Raw genomic sequence first — 16,997 nt, 5'->3', positions numbered from 1 at the left:
CTGAGCCTGTCGAAGGGCGGTGCGCGGGCTACTCCGAGACCGCGGACAGCTCCTCGAACTCGTCGTCGGTGAGCTCGATCGTCGCACCCTGCAGGTTGTCCTCGAGGTGCTCCATGCTCGACGTCCCCGGGATCGGGAGCATGACGGGCGAGCGCTTGAGCAGCCAGGCCAGCGCGAGCTGCGACGGGGTCGCGTCGTGTCGCTCGGCGAGCTGCGTGAGCGGGCCGTCCTCCTTGCTGAGGGCGCCGGTCGCCAGCGGGAACCACGGGATGAAGGCGACGCCGTGCTCGGTCGACCAGTCGAGGAGGTCCTCCGAGGAGCGGTCGGTGAGGTTGTAGAGGTTCTGCACCGACGCGATCGGAGCGATCTGCTGGGCCGCCTCGACCTCGGCGACGCTGACCTGGCTGAGGCCGATGTGTCGGATCTTGCCCTCGTCCTGCAGCTTGCGCAGCTCGCCGATCTGGTCCTCGAACGGCACGGTCGGGTCGATCCGGTGCAACTGCAGGAGGTCGATGCGGTCGACGGCGAGACGGCGGAGGCCGAGCTCGACCTGCTGGCGGAGGTAGGCGGGCACGCCGGTGGGCGTCCACTCGCCGGGACCCTGTCGCGTCTGGCCGACCTTCGTCGCGATCACGATGTCGTCGTAGGGGTGCAGCGCCTCGCGGAGGAGGGTGTCGGTGACGTCCGGACCGCAGGCGTCGGCGCTGTCGAAGAAGTTCACGCCGAGTTCGGCTGCGCGCTTGATCAGGCGGATGGCGCCGTCGCGGTCGTCGGGCTCGCCCCAGACGCCCTCGCCGGTCAGCTGCATGGTGCCGTAGCCGAGTCGGTTGACGGTGAGGTCTCCGCCGAGCGAGAAGGTGCCGGCGGCGGTTGCGGGGCGTGCGGTGGTGTCGGTCATGCGGGTGCTCCTTCGGAGGAATGCGGGAGTTCCAGCCAAGCACCGGCGGCTGAGAGGCGCACCCCCTTGCGCGCCGCGTTCGCTGGCAGCGTTCCCGCCCGTCCTGGCTAGGCCGCCGCGGCTTCGAGGGCGGCGCGGAAGGCGACGATCGCCGGGCGGGTGACGCCGGCCTCGCGCGCGGAGGTGAAGATGGTGCGTCGCGGGAGGTCGGGCAGGTCGACGAGGCGACAGCTGGCCGGCTCGCCCGCCCACTGGAGGTCGGGGATGAGGGCGACCGCGTTGCCGGACTCGATCAACCGGATCTGCGCCTGGAGGTCGGCGGTCTGGTAGCGGACGTCGGGCTCGAACCCCGCGCGGCGGCACAACTGCTCGGCGAAGTGGCGTGACGCCGCTCCGTGCGGCTCCATGACCCAGGGGAGGTCGGCCGCATCCTCGATGCGCAGCACGGGGTGGATCTCGTTCGCGACCGGCGGGCACGCGAGTCGGATCGGGTCGGTGGCGAGCTGACGGCGGTCGAGTCCGGGGTGCCGCGGGGCGGCGTGGGCGGGGTACTGCTCCGCGACGACGACGTCGAAGTCGCGCGCCCAGGTCTCGGCCAGTGCCGTCTCCGGTTCGTGTTGCACCATCTCGACGCGGACGTCCGGGTGGTCGCGGCGCATGGCGCTCAGGGCCGCCGGCATGAGTGCGAGTGCCGCCGACTGGAACACCGCGACGCGGATGGTGCCCGACACGGTCGTGAGGGACGCCCCGAGGTCGGCCTCGGCGCGCTCGAGCGTGTCGAGGAGTGCGTCCGTGTGCCCCACGAGGATCTCGGCCTGCGGGGTGAGCTGCACCCGTCGACCGACCTTCCGCAGGAGCTCGACGCCGGTCTCCTGCTCGAGGACGGAGAGCTGCTGCGACACCGAGGAGGGGCTGAAGTTGAGGGCGGAAGCGACCTCGGCGATCGTCCCGCGGATCTTGAGTTCGCGCAGGAGGCGGAGCCGTCGGACGTCCAGCACGGTGCCCTCCAAAACCATCGGCTCAACCGATGAATATCGTTCGAAAACCTTCGCTGTATCTTATTGGTCTCGACGCCGATACTGGCACCATGACCGACACTCTTGCATCGACGCAGCAGCTCGACCGCGACGCCCTCGCCACCGAGGCCATCGCCCTCGTCCGCCGCTGGCTCCAGACGGCCTCGACGATCCCCGCCGACGCCTCCGCGCAGCAGCTCGCCGGTGTGTTGAAGGATCCGACCGGCCTCGAGTTCACGGTCGGCTTCGTCGACGGCGTCGTGCGTCCGGAGGACCTCCGCGTCGCGGCCCGCACCCTGCAGACGATCGCCCCGAAGGTGCCCGCGTTCCTCCCCTGGTACTTGAAGGCCGCCGTCCGCTGCGGCGGTGCGTTCGCCCCGATCCTGCCCGGCGTCGTCATCCCGATCTCCCGCAAGGTGCTCCGCAACATGGTCGGCCACCTCGTCGTCGACGCCACCGACAAGAAGCTCGGCCCCGCGATCGCGAAGATCAAGACGCCCGGCACCCGACTCAACGTCAACCTGCTCGGCGAGGCCGTCCTCGGTACGGGTGAGGCGGCACGTCGTCTCGAGGGCACCCACAAGCTGCTCGCGCGCCCCGACGTCGACTATGTGTCGATCAAGGTGTCGTCGACGGTCAGCCCCCACTCGGTCTGGGCGTTCGACGAAGCCGTCGAGCACGTCGTCACGAGCCTCACCCCGCTGTTCGAGCGTGCCGCCAAAGCCACACCTGCTAAGTTCATCAACCTCGACATGGAGGAGTACAAGGACCTCGACCTCACCATCGCGGTCTTCACCAAGCTCCTCGACCTCCCGCAGTTCCGCGATCTCGAGGCCGGCATCGTCCTGCAGGCCTACCTGCCCGACGCCCTCTCCGCGATGATCCGTCTCCAGGAGTGGTCGGCCGGGCGTCGTGCCGCGGGCGGTGCCGGCATCAAGGTGCGCATCGTCAAGGGCGCCAACCTCCCCATGGAACAGGTCGAGTCGTCGCTCCACGACTGGCCGCTCGCCACCTGGTCGACCAAGCAGGACTCCGACACCAACTACAAGCGCGTCGTCGAGTACGCCCTGCACCCCGACCGCATCGACAACGTGCGCATCGGTGTCGCCGGCCACAACCTCTTCGACATCGCCTTCGCCTGGCTGCTCGCCAAGCAGCGGGGGGTCGAGCGCGGCGTCGAGTTCGAGATGCTGCTCGGTATGGCGCAGGGCCAGGCCGAGGCTGTGAAGCGCGACGTCGGCGAGCTCCTGCTCTACACGCCGGTCGTACACCCGCAGGAGTTCGACGTCGCCATCGCGTACCTCATCCGCCGCCTGGAGGAGGGCGCGAGCCAGGACAACTTCATGTCGGCCGTGTTCGAGCTGAGCGAGAACGAGACCCTCTTCGCCCGTGAGGAGCAGCGGTTCCTCGCGTCGCTCGCGGAGCTGGACACCACCGTCCCCGCGCCGAACCGGCAGCAGGACCGAACGAAGCCCGCCGAGGCGTCCCCGGTCGACGCGTTCGAGAACACCCCCGACACCGACCCCTCGCTCCCCGCGAACCGGGTGTGGGGACGCGACATCCTCACCCGCGTCACCGAGTCGCGGCTCGGGAACGACACCGTCGCCGCGTCCATCCTCGACAGCGTCGAAGCCCTCGACGCCGTCATCGACGGAGCGACCGCAGCGGGCGCCTCGTGGGGCTCGCTCTCCGGCGCCGAGCGTGCGGTCGTCCTGCACCGCGCCGGCGACATCCTCGAGCGGCGTCGTGCCGACCTCATGGAGGTCATGGCGTCGGAGACCGGCAAGACCCTCGACCAGTCCGACCCGGAGGTGTCCGAGGCGATCGACTTCGCCCACTACTACGCCGAGCGCGCTCGCGAGCTCGACCACGTGGACGGCGCGACCTTCACCCCCGCGAAGCTCACCGTCGTCACCCCGCCGTGGAACTTCCCCGTCGCCATCCCCGCCGGTTCGACCCTCGCGGCGCTCGCCGCCGGGTCGCCCGTCATCATCAAGCCCGCCCGTCAGGCTCGCCGAAGCGGCGCGGTCATGATCGAGGCGCTGTGGGAGGCCGGTGTGCCGCGCGAGGTGCTCCGCTTCGCGCAGCTGGCCGACAACTCGCTCGGAGAGCGCCTGATCGCCCACCCGGCGGTCGAGCGCGTCATCCTCACCGGTGGCTACGAGACGGCGGAGCTGTTCCGCTCCTTCCGTCCCGAACTGCCGCTCCTCGCAGAGACGTCCGGCAAGAACGCGATCATCGTCACCCCGAGCGCCGACCTCGACCTCGCGGTGAAGGACGTCGTCGCGTCGGCCTTCGGTCACGCCGGCCAGAAGTGCTCGGCCGCGTCGCTCGTGATCCTCGTCGGTTCCGTCGCATCCTCGCGCCGCTTCCGTCACCAGCTCGTCGACGCCGTCACGTCGCTCAAGGTCGGCTACCCGGTCGACCCGACCACGCAGATGGGTCCGATCATCGAGCCGGCGAAGGGCAAGCTGCTCAGCGGCCTGACGACGCTCGGCTCCGGTGAGTCGTGGCTGGTCGAGCCGAAGCAGCTCGACGACAGCGGCAAGCTGTGGAGCCCCGGCGTGCGTGCCGGCGTCGCCCGCGGCTCCGAGTATCACCTCACCGAGTACTTCGGCCCGATCCTCGGTGTCATGACGGCCGAGACCCTCGAGGAGGCCATCGCCATCCAGAACGAGATCGACTACGGACTCACCGCCGGGCTGCACTCCCTGAACCCGGCCGAGCTGCGTCTCTGGCTCGACGGCATCCAGGCCGGCAACCTGTACGTGAACCGCGGCATCACCGGCGCGATCGTGCAGCGTCAGCCGTTCGGCGGTTGGAAGAAGTCCGCGGTCGGCGCGGGTACGAAGGCCGGTGGCCCGAACTACCTCATCGGCCTCGGCTCGTGGTCGAGTGCCGAGAGCACGGCTGAGCGCATCGTCGGTCGGTCGGCGGAGCGCCGTGGGCCGAAGCCCGCTGTCGCCTCGTTGCTGCGTGCTGCTGACGCGGTGCTCACCGCCGACGAGTTCGCGTTCCTGCGCCGGTCGGTTGCGAGCGACGCGGCAGCGTGGGCCGACGAGTTCGGGGTCGCGAAGGACGTCTCGAAGTTGACCGCCGAGCGCAACGTGTTCCGGTACGTGCCGCGTGAGGTCCGCCTGCGTCTCGTGGACGGCGGTTCGGTCGCGGAACTCCTCCGCGTCGTCGCCGCCGGTGCGACCGCGGGCGCGACCGTGCACGTGTCGTCCGCCGTCGCGCTGCCGCCGAAGCTCGTCCCGGCCGTCGAGGCCATCGCCGGTGGGATCACCGTCGAGAGCGAGGACCGCTGGTACGTCACCGCCGCCTCGCTCGTCGGGACGAAGGCCGGCGCGCGCGTCCGGATCATCGGCGGGACGACCGAGGGTGTCGCCCACGCGACCTCCGGGAGCCCCGACGTCGCGATCTACGCCGGCGACGTCACCGAGGCCGGCCGCATCGAGCTGCTGCCGTTCCTCCAGGAGCAGGCGGTCTCGATCACGGCGCACCGCTTCGGGACGCCGAACCACCTCTCGGACGACCTCATCTGACCCGAGCCCGACCGGTTCGCAACTCAGGAACGCCCCGGCGTGTCATCCCGACACACCGGGGCGTTCTGCATGCCGCGCCGACATCCTCCGGAGTTGTGAACCTGTCTCAGGAGAACTCCTGCGGGTCGGGTGGGTGCGGGGGCGACGCGCCGGAGCTGTCCTGAGATAGGTACGCGTGCGGAGACGAGGGTGGGCTAGCGGAGGGTGCCGTGGACGGCGAACTCGTCGATGCGCGCGAGTTCGGCGTCGTCGAAGTCCAGGCGGTGGATCGCCGCGTAGTTGCCCTCGAGCTGCTCGACCGAGCTGGCACCGATGATCGCCGACGTGACCGTGTCGCGACGCAGCACCCACGAGAGCGCCAGCTGCGCGAGCGTCTGGCCGCGTTCCTCCGCAATGGACTGGAGGCCGCGGGCTCGCTCGAGGTAGGTGCCCGTGATCGACTCCTCGTTGAGGAAGTGGCTCGTCGCCGCACGCGAGTCCGACGGAACCGTCCCACCGAGGTAGCGGTCGGTCAGCATGCCCTGCGCGAGCGGGCTGAACACGACGGCACCGAGACCGAGGTCGTCGAGGGTGTCGAGCAGGCCGTCCTCGACCTCGCGGGAGAACATCGAGTAGCGCGGCTGGTGCACGAGCAGCGGGACACCGTGCTCGCGGAGCGCGGCCGCCGCGGCGATGGTCTGCTCGGGGGAGTAGTTCGAGATGCCGGCGTACAGCGCCTTGCCCTGCTTGACCGCCGTCGCGAGCGCACCCATCGTCTCCTCGATCGGGGTCTCCGGGTCGGGGCGGTGCGAGTAGAAGACGTCGACGTACTCGACGCCGATACGGGCGAGGCTCTGGTCGAGCGAGGACAGCATGGTCTTGCGCGAGCCCCACTCGCCGTAGGGCCCCTGCCACATGGAGTAGCCGGCCTTCGAGGTGATGATGATCTCGTCACGGTGGGCGGCGAGGTCCTCGGCGAAGATGCGGCCGAAGGCGGTCTCGGCGGAACCCGCGGGTGGGCCGTAGTTGTTGGCGAGGTCGAAGTGGGTGATCCCGAGGTCGAAGGCGCGGCGCACGATGGCCCGCTGGACCTCGATGCTGCGGCCTTCGCCGAAGTTGTGCCAGAGCCCGAGGGACAGCGCGGGGAGGCGCAGTCCGCTGCGGCCGACGCGGCGGTAGGTCATGTCGTCGTAACGGGTTTCGGCTGCTTCGTAGGGCATGGTCTGCGCTTTCATCATCGAATCGTCGTGGTGCCGGGAGCAAGCGTACCGTGATCGTTCACGGTCGAGTCGGTGCGGCGTCGAGTAGCGTGAGCACGTGTCGTCAACCGCGCTTCCGCCCGCTGAAGAGCCCGTGTCGCACCCGCGCTCCGGGTGCGGCGTCGCGATCGTCCGCGAGGGTCGGATCCTCCTGCTCGAGCGCCTCCGCGAGCCCGAGGCCGGATCCTGGGGCATCCCCGGCGGGAAGGTCGATTGGATGGAACGCCTGGAAGACGCCGTCCGTCGCGAGGCACTGGAGGAGACCGGGCTCGAGCTCGGCTCGATCGAGCTGTTGTGCGTCGTCGACCATTTCGAGGAGGCGCTGCAGCAGCACTGGATCTCGCCGGTGTACCTCGCGGAGGACACCGTTGGCGAGCCTGAACTCCGAGAGCCGGAGAAGCATGGCGGCCTCCGGTGGTTCCCGCTCGAGGTGTTGCCGGAACGGGTGACCGTGTCCACGGTGGCGGCGGTCGAAGCGATCGCGCGGTCTCGCGGATCCAGACGCCCGGACGGCGCCGACTCGTAGACTCGGGCGCGTGACCGATCACCCGTCGTCCGACGCCCGCAACGACTTCGTCACCTTCGACGCGCTCCGGGCGGAGGCCGTCGAGCAGCCGGTCCGACGTGGAGCGGGCGCATGGGGCTTCTTCGGCACGGTCGCGATCGTGATCGGCGCCCTGTTGATCCCGGTCGCGCTCGTCAGCACCTGGGCGGACACGATGCTCCGCGACACCGACGCGTTCGTCGACACCCTCGCCCCGCTGGCCACGGACCCCGCCGTCCAGGCCTTCGTGGGGGACCAGGCGCTCGCCGCGCTGGAGAGTCAGGTCGACCTCGATGCGGCGGCTGCAGTACCGGCCGACCTCGCGGCGACCCTCTCGCTCCCGCCGGCGATCTCGGAGGTGCTCGGCGCGATCGGTGGCGACACCGCGGATGCGCTGCGAGAGGTCCTGCGTCGGAACGTCGCCGAGTTCGCGGCCTCGCCCGCGTTCGCGACCGCCTGGGCCGAAGCCCTCCGCGTCACGCATGAGCAGCTCGTCGCGGGCGTCTCCGGTTCCCAGGGAGCGGTCATCGACGTCTCGGCCGAACAGGGCCTGGGCGTGCAGTTGGGTCCGATCGTCTCCGCGACCCGCACGTGGCTGGTCGACGCGGGGTTCGGCTTCGCGGCCGCCATCCCGGACGTCGACCGCGTGGTCGACGTCGTCCCGGCGGCGCAGGTCGCGCCGGTACTCAGTGGAATCCAGGTGATCGAGACGGCGGCGGGTTGGTCGCCCTGGCTCGCGATCGGGCTCCTCGCACTCGGGGTGATCCTGCTCTGGCTGGGGCGCCGCAACCCGAGCCGGACCGTGGCCGGAGCCGCGATCGGCGTCCTGCTCGCGGCGGGCCTGACGCTCATCCTGCTCGGTGCTGCCCGGCTCGCCCTCGTGTTCGCGGTGTCGGTCGCGATCCCCGGCGGCGTCGGGGACGCGGCGGCGTCGCTGCTGCTGGGCCCGCCCACTGATACCGCCTGGTCCGTGCTCTGGGTGTCGCTCGCCGTGGCGGTGCTCGCCTTCGTCAGCGCCGCGTTGCGGCTCCCCGAGCGCATCGCGCAGGGCGTTCGGTCGGCGCGGGGTCCGCTGTCGGGCACGAACGCCTAAGAGCCAGTCGCCGATCCGTCGGCGTGGACGGCCCGGCTCGTGCGCGGTGCTGCGAGTCTCCGATGCCACGGCACCTCCACGAGCGTGTGGAGCAGCCACGATGCGGCGAGGATCGAGCCGAACCAGGTCAGGATGATCGGAGCACGGAGGAGGAGCGGCATGCCGTCGACGGCGCTCGGCGTGATCGCCTTCGCCAGCAGGATGAGCACGAAGACGTGCACGAGGTACGTGGAGAACGAGAGCTGCCCCAGGATGCGCGCGGGGCGACTGCGCAGCACCGCGGTGGAGCGTGGGCTCGCGACCGCCAGGCCTCCGACGATGATCGCCGCGAAGGTGATCGCGGCCCAGGCTCGTGGTGCTCCGGGTTCGAGTGCGATCGCCGCCACCACCAGGCCGGCGGCGCCTCCCGCAGCGACCCACGCCGCTCGTCGGGTGGCCGGGAGGGCCGCCGTCCACTCCGCCACACAGATGCCGAGCGCGAAACAGCACAGCACCCGGAGCGCCGGGGGCGCCATGCCGTTCATGGCCGACGGGGCGAGGGCGGCGGCGATCGTCGTCGCGCTGACGAGCACGATCGACAGGGTGACCACCGGGACCGGGCCGCGCACCCGGCCGCGGAAGGCGAGGGCGATCGCCGGGAACAGGATGAACGCGAGGAACTGGGCCGACAGCGACCAGGCGGGTGGGTTCCACCACAGTGCGTCGCCGAACCACGCGCGGGTGAGCGTGAGTTCGGCGAGGAGGCCGATAGGCGGGAACGCCCCGTCGTCCGTTGGGACACCGACCATCGCCCCGCCGACGCAGAGCAGTGCGAAGGCGAGGAGCACGGCCACGTGTGCCGGGTAGAGGCGCGCCACGCGGTTCCGGAGGAAGCGACCGTAGGCGGGCCAGGTCCAGCGTCGATCCAGGTAGGCCCGGGCGATCGTGTACCCGCTCAGGACGAAGAAGACGTCCACGGCGAGTCCGGTGTGGGCCATCGGCGCGAGCCACGAGAGCTCGGGGAGGACGGAGAACAGCCAGTCCGCGGAGTGTGAGAACACCACCCACCAGGCGGCGATGGCGCGGGCTCCGGCGAAGGCGGTGTGGTCGACGCGGGGTGCCGGTCGGCGGCCCGGCCCGGTCGCGCGGTTCTCCGGTGACGGCATGGTGCTCCTGAATGATCGGACGGCGGTGATCACGCCGGACGTCAACTCTAGGATGCTTCTGTGCCTCATGCTTCTGTACTGTGTGGATTGTGGACAAGACATCATGGCGCGACGGAACAGCTCGGGGGCGGGGGACCGGAGCGGAACCCGAACCGATCCCGGAACCTGAACCGACGTCCCTCGATCCCGATCCCGAACCCGAGGCCCCGTCGTCACCACCCGACCCCGACCCCGCACCATCGGCACCGACCGGGAGCGCGGACACCCAGGCCGTCCCGCCCGTCGGACTCGTGCTCGAGGGTCCCGGGATCGATCCGACCGGTGCCTCCGTCAGCACCGCCGCGGTCCTCGCCTGGTTCGCGGCCGTCCCGGCCGGCAGCACCGTGATCGTCCGCGGCGGCGACGTCATCGCCGTGGACGCGACGATCAGGATCGACCGTCGCGTCCATCTCCGCGGGCGCGGCGAGCTGCGGTTCGTCGGAGGTGTCGAGGCGGCCCCGGCGCTGAAACTCATCGTGTCGGGCAGCTCGGTGACCGGTGTCCGGGTCAGCTACGCGGGCCCGCCGGCATCGAGCACGGGTGAGCGCAACACCGGGATCAGCATCTGGGCGAGCGACGTCCTGATCGACGGCGTCACCGTCGACGGGTTCCAGAACGGCATAGCCGTGCAACCGTCAGGCGAGTTCGAGGGCGTCGTCATCTCCGCGTGCCATGTCCTGAACGTCGTCGGCTCGGGCGGCGGGCGAGGCTCCGCCTCGTCCGCGGGGGAGGACCGCGGCGACGGCATCACCGTCTGGGGTGCGCGTTCGGCGGTCATCGGCAACATCGTCTCGGCTGCCCCCGGCACCGACGCACGGGTCGGCATCCATGCCGAGAACCTGCCCGACTACGCGGCCGATCCCGGGTCCTGGGCCGACTCGATGGTCACGATCGAGGGCAACGTCGTCACCGGGCCGTTCCGCCGATCCATCGCCGTGGAGGGCATGGCCCACACCGTCGTGACCGGCAACACCGTGTCCGACGCGACCTGGTGGGGACTCGCCGCCATCGACACCCGATCGGTCGCCCTGGTCGCGAACACGGTGCGCTGGACGCGGACGGCCGACGACGACCAGGGGTCGGCCTGGGGGCCGAAGCGCTGCCCGGTCATGATCTACCGCGACGCACAGGGAACCGTGGTCTCCGGGAACGTCATCGAGATCCGCGGCGTCGCGGCCGCGGGCATCATGGCCCAGGCGGCGACACCGCCCCGCGGTTCGCCCACCGTCATCGGCGCCGTCGACGCGCTCATCACCGACAACGTGGTCCGCATCGCCGGCGGTACCTGCCCGATCGGGATCGCGCTCGATCGGACCAGACAACCCGTCGTCTCGGGCAACCGCGTCGCCGTCACGCTCGCATCCGGCTCGGTGGGTGGTGTCGTGTCGTACCTCGCCGAGGATGCGGTGGTCTCCGACAACTCCATCACCGGGGCGGCGACTTCCAACGGGTTCGGGGTGCTCCACCAGGGTGCCGGCTCGATCGTGGTCATGGGGAACCGCATCGACCGCATCCGGGTGGCGGTCGCCGTGAGCAACTGCACCGGTGGTGCGACGATCATCGGCAACACCGCGCGCGAGTGCGAGTACGGCCTCGACACCTTCGGCACGACCGGGCATTCGGTGGTGCAGGGCAACCGCTGGGAGTCGAGCAACACGGCGCACGCGAACGCGCAGCCGAACACGAGCTACCTCTCCACGCGGCACATGGGGCTCGCGCGGCCGTACGGCGGCCGCTCCGGCGACATCCTCGTCGGGAACGGACGACTGTGGGTGAACGATCAGGGCACCTGGCGGTCGACCATTCTCAGTTGAACCGACGGGCGGGCGCTCGGGAATCGAGCGCCCGCCCGTCGTGGCGTCGGTATCGGATCAGCTGCGCGGTGCGTGCGCCGTATCGGACCCGCTGGCGACGGCTGCCTCGTCGATCGCCGACTGCTCCTCGCCACCGCGGAACTGCGTGCGGTAGAGCTCGGCGTACGCGCCGTCGACCTCGAGGAGCTGCGCGTGCGAGCCCTGCTCCACGATCCGGCCGTTCTCCATCACGAGGATCGTGTCCGCGTCGCGGATGGTCGACAAGCGGTGGGCGATGACGAACGAGGTGCGGTCGGACCGCAGCGCCGCCATCGCGTGCTGCACCAGCAGCTCGGTCCGCGTGTCGACGGAGGACGTCGCCTCGTCGAGGATGAGGAGCTTCGGCTTCGCGATGAACGCGCGGGCGATCGTGATGAGCTGGCGCTCACCGGCCGAGACGCTGCCGCCGTCCGCGTCGAGGACGGTGTCGTACCCGTCGGGCAGCTGCCGCACGAAGCGGTCGACCATCGTCGCCTCAGCGGCCTCGATGACCTCCGCATCGCTCGCGTCGAGTCGGCCGTATCGGATGTTCTCGCGGATCGTCCCCTCGAACAACCAGGCGTCCTGCAGCACCATCCCGACCTGCGACCGCAGCTCGGCACGCGTCAGCGCCGTGACGTCGACCCCGTCGAGGAGGATGCGTCCGCCGGTGAGCTCGTAGAACCGCATGACGAGATTCACGAGGGTCGTCTTTCCTGCCCCGGTCGGGCCGACGATCGCGACGGTCTGACCCGGCTGCGCGGAGAAGGAGAGGTCCTCGATGAGTGGCTTCTCGGGGTCGTAGCTGAAGGAGACGCCGTCGAACTCGACGTGGCCGTCGGTGTGCTCGGGCAGGTGCGCCGTCGCCGTCTCCGGGTCCTGCTCCTCGGCGTCGAGCAGCTCGAAGGTGCGCTCGGCGGACGCGACACCCGACTGCAACTGGTTGGCCATGCCCGCGATCTGGCCGAGCGGCTGCGAGAACTCGCGGGAGTACTGGATGAACGCCGTCGCGTCGCCGAGGGTCATCTGCCCGGAGGCGACCCGGAGGCCGCCCACGACGGCGATGAGCACGTAGGACAGATAGGAGACGAAGGTCATCGCCGGCATGATCATGCCGGACACGAACTGCGCGCCGAACGCCGCCGTGTAGAGCTTCTCGTTCCGCTCGTCGAACTCGGCGAGCATCTCCTTGTCGCGACCGAAGACCCGCACCAGCTCGAGGCCCGAGAACGACTCCTCGATGTGCCCGTTGAGCGAGCCGGTGTTCTTCCACTGCGCGGTGAAGAGCTTCTGCGAGCGGGAGCCGATGACCCCGGCGATCAGCGCGGACAGCGGCAACGCGATCAGCGCGATGAGTGCGAGCTGCCACGACACGATGAACATCATCGCCGTGATGCCGAGCACCGTGAGGGCGGACTGCACGAGTTGTGAGAACGCCTGCTGGAGGGCGGTCTGGATGTTGTCGACGTCGTTCGTGACCCGGGACATGAGGTCGCCGCGCTGGCGGGTGTCGAAGTAGCTGAGCGGGAGGCGGTTGAGCTTCCGTTCGATGTCCTGGCGCAGGTTGTAGACCACGCGCATGACGAGTCCGTTGAGGATGTACCCCTGCGCCCAGTTGAGGATCGACGCGACGATGTACATGCCGAGCACGATGATGATCAGGCGGCCGAGCAGGGTGAAGTCGATGCCCTGGCCGGGCGTGATGTCGGACTTCACGAGCATGTCGGCGTACTGGTCGTTGCCGGAGGCCCGTGCTTCGTCGACGATCCGGTCGAGCGGGACGCCCGCCGGGAGTTGCGAGCCGATGACGCCGTTGAAGATCGCGTCCATCGCGAGCCCGAGGATCTTCGGGGCGATGACCGTGAGGACGACGGAGAGCACGACGAGCCCGACGACGAGGCTCATCTTCACCTTCTCGGGTGCGAGCAGACCGACGAGCCGCTTGGCGGACGGCCAGAACTGCTCGGCCTTCTTCGAGGGCGTGCCGCCGAACATGTCGCCGTCGGACTCTCCCGGGGTGAACTCCGGCTCGAGGACGTCTGCCTCGATCGCGTTCAGCTCGGGAGCCTGGGCGGTGTCCTTCGAGGTGCGCGAGGGACGCTTGTCACGTGGTGAACGGGCCATGGTCACGCCACCCCTTCCACAGCGAGCTGCGATTGGACGATCTCACGATACGTCTCGTTGGATTCCAGGAGTTCGTCGTGGGTGCCGCGGCCGACGATGCCGCCGTCGTTCATGACGATGATGTGGTCGGCCTCGCGGATCGTCGCGATGCGCTGCGCGACGATGATGACGGTCGCGTCGGCGGTGCTGTCGCCGAGGGCTGCCCGGAGTCGGGCGTCGGTGGCGACGTCGAGGGCCGAGAACGAGTCGTCGAAGAGGTAGACCAGGGGCTTCGCGACGAGGGCCCTGGCGATGCACAGGCGCTGACGCTGGCCGCCGGACACGTTCGTGCCACCCTGGGCGACGCCGTCGTTCAGCATCTTCGGCTTCGCGCGGACGAAGTCCTCAGCCTGCGCGACGTCGAGGGCGCTCCACAGCTCGTCGTCGGTGGCGTCGGGACGTCCGAACCGGAGGTTCGAGGCGATCGTGCCCGAGAACAGGTACGGCTTCTGCGGCACGATCCCGACGACCCCGGCGATCTGCTGCCGGGTGAGCTGCGAGACGGGGACGCCGTCGATGGTGACGTGGCCCTGCTGCGGGTCGTAGAGGCGCGGGATGAGCGAGAGGAGCGTCGTCTTGCCGGAGCCGGTCGAGCCGACGATCGCGGTGGTCTTGCCGGGCTCCGCCGTGAACGTCACGTCCGACAGGACCGGTCGCTCCGCACCGGGGTATCCGAAGGTGACGCCGGTGAACTCGACGCGACCGACCGACGGCACGCGGATGTCGGTGCTGGTCGGCACCGTGAGGCTCGGCTCGGTGTCGAGGACGCTCTGGATGCGTTCGGCGCACACGACCGCGCGAGGGATCATCATGACCATGAAGACGCCCATCATCACCGAGGTGAGGATCTGGAGCAGGTACTGGAGGAACGCGGTGAGGGAACCGACCTGCATCTGTCCGGCGTCCACCCGCTGACCGCCGAACCAGAGGACGGCGGCGGTCGCGAGGTGCAGGACCATCATGATGACGGGGAACATGAGGACGAAGATGTTGCCGACCTTGATCGAGACGCGCGTGAGCGCCTCGTTCGCACGGTTGTAGCGCTCCGACTCGAACGGCTCGCGGACGAAGGCGCGTACGACGCGGATGCCGATGATCTGCTCGCGCAGCACGCTGTTGATGCCGTCGATGCGGTCCTGCATCTGCCGGAACAGCGGCATGAGCAGGTAGACCAGGAACCCGACGATGATGAAGAGCACCGGCACGGACACCCACACCAGCCAGGACAGCCCCGCGTCCTCACGGAGGGCCATGATGATGCCGCCGACGCACATGATCGGTGCGGACACCATGAAGTTGAGGGTCATGAGGATCAGCATCTGGACCTGCTGGACGTCGTTCGTGCCGCGCGTGATGAGCGTCGCGCTGCCGAAGCCGCCGATCTCGAGGGCACCGAGCGAGTCGACCTTCCGGTAGAACTCCCGGCGCAGGTCGCGGCCGATGGCCATGGCGGTGCGGGCGCCGAAGTAGACCCCGCCGATGGCTGCGGCCACCTGGACGAGGCAGACGAGCAGCATCGTCATGCCGGTGGACCAGATGAAGTCCGTGTCGCCGCGGGAGACACCCTGGTCGATGATCTGGGCGTTCAGGCTGGGGAGGTAGAGGGCCGCGATCGTCGAGACGAGCTGCAGCACGAACACCGCGACCACCCAGGCCGCGTACGGCTTGGCGTGTCGGAGGGCGAGGGCGAGGAGGGCCACGTGAGGTCCTTAGACGGTTCGTGTCCGGCGCGGGGCATCGCGCGGACGGGTGACGAGGTGGAGCGGGCCTGGCGCGAGACCAGTGCTTCGGTCGGCGGCGCAGCCGGACAGGAGCGTGAGGGACATGCCCGAGTGACGATACTCCGCACCGGTGACACGGTGGTGTCCCGGTTCGGAATCGTGATGATCTCGGGTCAGTCGACGCCGACGGAGATGGTGTGCCAGCCCTCCGCGCCGTCGGGGACGACGTCGACGGGGGTCTCGCTCTGCGTCTTGCCCGCGGCGTCGGTCGCGCGAACGGCGATGGTGTGGTCGCCGGCCGGGGCGTCCCACTGGAGGACCCACTGCACCCAGGTGTCGTCGGAGATGGCGGTCGCGAGCGTCGTGTCGAGCCAGTCGCCGTCGTCGATCCGGACCTGGACCCGGTTCACGCCCGTGTGCTGCGCCCAGGCGACGCCGGCGATCGCGACGTTCCCCGCCGCGACACGTCCACCGTTGCGGGGTACGTCGATGCGCGACTCCGTCTTGATGGGCCCGCGCTCCGACCAGCCGCGGTCGGTCCAGTAGGCCCGGGCGTCCGCGTAGCGGGTCACCTCCAGCTCGACGACCCACTTCGTGGCGGAGACGTAGCCGTACAGGCCCGGGACGACCATGCGCACCGGGAAGCCGTGCTGCAGCGGGAGCGGTTGCCCGTTCATCCCGACGGCGAGGAGGCTGTCGCGATCCTCGTCCTGCAGGACCTCGAGCGGAGTGCCGGCGGTGAACCCGTCGATGCTCCGCGACAGGACCATGTCGGCTCCGGCCTTGGGCTTCGCGCGGGCGAGCAACTCGCGGATCGGGTACCCGAGCCAGAGCGCGTTGCCGATGAGGTCGCCGCCGACGGGGTTCGATACGCAGGTCAGCGTGATGATCGACTCCTGGAGCGGGAGGGCGAGGAGTTCCTCGAACCCGATCTCGACCTCCTGCTCGACCATGCCGGTGATCTTGAGGCTCCAGGTCGAGGGGTCGATGTTCGGCACCTGGAGGGCGGTGTCGATCCGGTAGAAGGAGTCGTTCGCCGACACGACCGGGGTGAGTCCGTCGATACCGAGTTCGGCTCCGGCGGGGACCGGCGGTGCGGCGACGGCGGCCGTCGGGAGCTTGAGCGCCTTCCGGATGGTCTCCACGGCGACCGCTCCGGCCGAGGCGACGCGCGCGCCGACGCCGACGACGAGTGCGCCGACCGCGGTGCCGCCGAGCAGGACGAGGAAGGAGCGCCGGGGGAGTTCGGCCCGCGAGGCGCCGGTGACCGGCCGGGCTTCATCCGCGACCGTCGCGTCGTCCCAGGTGCGGAGCCGGGTCACGAGCAGTCGCAGGACGAGGATGCCGACCGCGGCACCGACGACGCTCGGGAACGCCCAGTCGAGGCCCGCGTCCGCGCGGGTGATCGCTGCGACGACCGCGACGACACCGACGAGCGCGAGCGCGATGCTGCCGACCACCGGGCGACGCTCCTCGAGGATCCCGATCCCGACGGCGAGGGCCGCGACCAGGACGCCGAGCACGATGAGCAGCACGAGCTTGTCGTTGGTGCCGAACAGGGCGATGACGAGGTCCTTCACCCAGCCGGGCACGAGGTCGATCACGAGGGAACCCACGGCGAGCAGTGGCGAGCTCGCGGGGGCGACGAAGGCTGCGACGGCCTCGGCCGAGCCGAGGGTGGCGACGGCTGCGACGACGCCGGACGCACCGGCGAGCAGGGTGCGGCGGCGGGGCTCCATGTCCGTCATGCTACGCGCGCCCGC

At 70.1% G+C, this 16,997-nt stretch carries 11 protein-coding genes; 4 read left to right on the top strand and 7 right to left on the bottom strand.

Annotation, left to right across the window (positions count from 1 at the left end):
* Positions 1 to 28 precede the first annotated feature (28 nt).
* Entirely contained in the window at positions 29 to 898 is an 870-nt protein-coding gene (locus ACQG07_RS17165) for an aldo/keto reductase (RefSeq protein WP_426738941.1), read from the bottom strand.
* 107 nt (positions 899 to 1,005) lie between these two features.
* Positions 1,006 to 1,896, bottom strand: a complete 891-nt coding sequence (locus tag ACQG07_RS17160) for a LysR family transcriptional regulator (protein WP_071262156.1) — start codon at positions 1,894 to 1,896, stop codon at positions 1,006 to 1,008.
* Positions 1,897 to 1,985: 89 nt separating this feature from the next.
* Here ACQG07_RS17160 and ACQG07_RS17155 point away from each other — a divergent pair, with 89 nt between their 5' ends.
* Positions 1,986 to 5,459, top strand: a complete 3,474-nt coding sequence (locus ACQG07_RS17155; RefSeq protein WP_426738940.1) for a bifunctional proline dehydrogenase/L-glutamate gamma-semialdehyde dehydrogenase — start codon at positions 1,986 to 1,988, stop codon at positions 5,457 to 5,459.
* Between the two features lie 194 nt (positions 5,460 to 5,653).
* On the opposite strand, the gene ACQG07_RS17150 is transcribed toward ACQG07_RS17155, so the two are convergent.
* The gene (locus ACQG07_RS17150; protein ID WP_274500044.1) at positions 5,654 to 6,658 is read right to left on the bottom strand and encodes an aldo/keto reductase; all 1,005 of its coding nucleotides are present in this window, start codon (positions 6,656 to 6,658) and stop codon (positions 5,654 to 5,656) included.
* Between the two features lie 97 nt (positions 6,659 to 6,755).
* Here ACQG07_RS17150 and ACQG07_RS17145 point away from each other — a divergent pair, with 97 nt between their 5' ends.
* Together ACQG07_RS17145 and ACQG07_RS17140 are read left to right on the top strand one after the other, a co-directional pair.
* The gene (locus ACQG07_RS17145) at positions 6,756 to 7,223 is read left to right on the top strand and encodes an NUDIX hydrolase (protein ID WP_201299344.1); all 468 of its coding nucleotides are present in this window, start codon (positions 6,756 to 6,758) and stop codon (positions 7,221 to 7,223) included.
* A gap of 10 nt (positions 7,224 to 7,233) precedes the next feature.
* Positions 7,234 to 8,334 (top strand): hypothetical protein, encoded by a 1,101-nt coding sequence (locus tag ACQG07_RS17140; RefSeq protein ID WP_426738939.1) that lies wholly within the window; start codon positions 7,234 to 7,236, stop codon positions 8,332 to 8,334.
* Here ACQG07_RS17140 and ACQG07_RS17135 read toward each other — a convergent pair.
* Entirely contained in the window at positions 8,331 to 9,479 is a 1,149-nt protein-coding gene (locus tag ACQG07_RS17135; RefSeq protein WP_426738938.1) for an acyltransferase family protein, read from the bottom strand. The two genes, ACQG07_RS17140 and ACQG07_RS17135, sit on opposite strands and share 4 nt — an antisense overlap.
* 89 nt (positions 9,480 to 9,568) lie before the next feature.
* Between ACQG07_RS17135 and ACQG07_RS17130 the strand changes: the two genes are divergently transcribed.
* On the top strand, positions 9,569 to 11,332 hold the full coding sequence (locus ACQG07_RS17130; protein ID WP_426738936.1) for a hypothetical protein: 1,764 nt from the start codon (positions 9,569 to 9,571) through the stop codon (positions 11,330 to 11,332).
* A 57-nt stretch (positions 11,333 to 11,389) separates the two neighbouring features.
* Here ACQG07_RS17130 and ACQG07_RS17125 read toward each other — a convergent pair whose 3' ends face one another.
* The 3 genes from ACQG07_RS17125 to ACQG07_RS17115 all read right to left on the bottom strand — a co-directional run bounded on the left by ACQG07_RS17125 (position 11,390) and on the right by ACQG07_RS17115 (position 16,973).
* Complete coding sequence (locus ACQG07_RS17125) at positions 11,390 to 13,474, bottom strand: ABC transporter ATP-binding protein (protein ID WP_426738935.1); 2,085 nt, start codon at positions 13,472 to 13,474, stop codon at positions 11,390 to 11,392.
* Between the two features lie 2 nt (positions 13,475 to 13,476).
* Positions 13,477 to 15,213 (bottom strand): ABC transporter ATP-binding protein, encoded by a 1,737-nt coding sequence (locus tag ACQG07_RS17120; protein ID WP_079704423.1) that lies wholly within the window; start codon positions 15,211 to 15,213, stop codon positions 13,477 to 13,479.
* Positions 15,214 to 15,407: 194 nt separating this feature from the next.
* Entirely contained in the window at positions 15,408 to 16,973 is a 1,566-nt protein-coding gene (locus tag ACQG07_RS17115) for a molybdopterin-dependent oxidoreductase (RefSeq protein ID WP_426738934.1), read from the bottom strand.
* Between the last annotated feature and the right edge of the window lie 24 nt (positions 16,974 to 16,997).

It is taken from the genome of Plantibacter sp. 2H11-2, from assembly GCF_050031945.1.
Classification (GTDB): Bacteria; Actinomycetota; Actinomycetes; order Actinomycetales; family Microbacteriaceae; genus Plantibacter; species Plantibacter auratus.
This window is presented reverse-complemented; position numbering and strand designations above follow the sequence as displayed.